At 57.0% G+C, this 1,221-nt stretch carries 1 protein-coding gene; it reads right to left on the bottom strand.

Annotation, left to right across the window (positions count from 1 at the left end; genetic code table 11):
• Positions 1 to 29: 29 nt before the first annotated feature.
• A protein-coding gene (locus tag FHW04_RS23455) for an IS3 family transposase (protein WP_089562648.1) occupies positions 30 to 1,150 on the bottom strand; the annotation gives its coding sequence in 2 pieces (ribosomal slippage) (positions 30 to 892 and positions 892 to 1,150; 1,122 coding nt in all).
• Positions 1,151 to 1,221 lie beyond the last annotated feature (71 nt).

The raw sequence follows: 1,221 nt of genomic DNA, 5'->3' as shown, positions 1-1,221 counted from the left end.
TGACCTGCCCCCAGGATTAGATACAACGCTCACTTAGTAATGTCGGAACCTTCATTTTCAGAATTACCCTTTCTCCAGCCCGCCGCAAATTCAGACGGCGTCTGATAATTCAGCGTGGAGTGCGGGCGGCACTCGTTATAATCCTGACGCCATTCACTGATGGTTTTCCTGGCATGGCTGACGTCGCTGAACCAGTGTTCATTCAGGCATTCATCGCGAAAGCGCCCGTTAAAACTCTCAATAAATCCGTTCTGTGTCGGCTTGCCGGGCTGGATAAGCCGCAGCTCCACGCCATGCTCAAAGGCCCATTGATCGAGCGCGCGGCAGGTAAACTCCGGGCCCTGATCGGTTCTTATCGCAGCCGGATAGCCGCGAAACAGCGCAATGCTGTCCAGAATACGCGTGACCTGAACGCCTGAAATCCCGAATGCAACGGTGACCGTCAGGCACTCCTTCGTGAAGTCATCCACGCAGGTCAGGCACTTGATCCTGCGACCGGTGGCCAGCGCATCCATGACAAAATCCATCGACCAGGTCAGATTCGGCGCCGCCGGGCGGAGCAGCGGCAGACGTTCTGTCGCCAGCCCTTTGCGACGTCGTCTGCGTTTTACCCCCAGGCCACTGAGATGATAAAGCCGGTACACGCGCTTGTGATTAACATGAAGCCCTTCCCGGCGCAGCAGCTGCCAGATGCGGCGGTAGCCAAAACGCCTGCGCTCCAGTGCCAGTTCGGTGATGCGTCCGGTTAAATGCGCATCCGACGCGGGACGCTGCGCTTCGTAGCGGCAGGTCGACAGGGACAACCCTGTGAGCCTGCAGGCACGACGTTGCGACAGACCGGTCGCATCACATATCAACACCACGGCTTCCCGCTTCTGGTCTGTCGTCAGAACTTTCGGCCCAGGGCCACCTGAAGCGCCTCCTTATCCAGCATGGCTTCGGCCAGCAGCTTCTTGAGTCGGGCGTTCTCTTCCTCAAGCGACTTCAGGCGCTTAACCTCAGGCACCTCCATACCACCATACTTTTTACGCCAGGTGTAAAAGGTGGCGTCGGAAATGGCATGCTTACGGCAGAGTTCGCGGGCAGAAACCCCGGCTTCAGCCTCGCGGAGAATACTGATGATCTGTTGGTCGGAAAAACGCTTCTTCATGGGGATGTCCTCATGTGGCTTATGAAGACATTACTAACATCGGGGTGTACTAATCAACGGGGAGCAGGTCA

The organism is Pantoea sp. AN62 (genome assembly GCF_050432985.1).
GTDB classification, from domain to species: domain Bacteria; phylum Pseudomonadota; class Gammaproteobacteria; order Enterobacterales; family Enterobacteriaceae; genus Pantoea; species Pantoea brenneri.
Note: the sequence above shows the minus strand (reverse complement) of the source record. Positions and strands in the feature narration are given on the sequence as shown.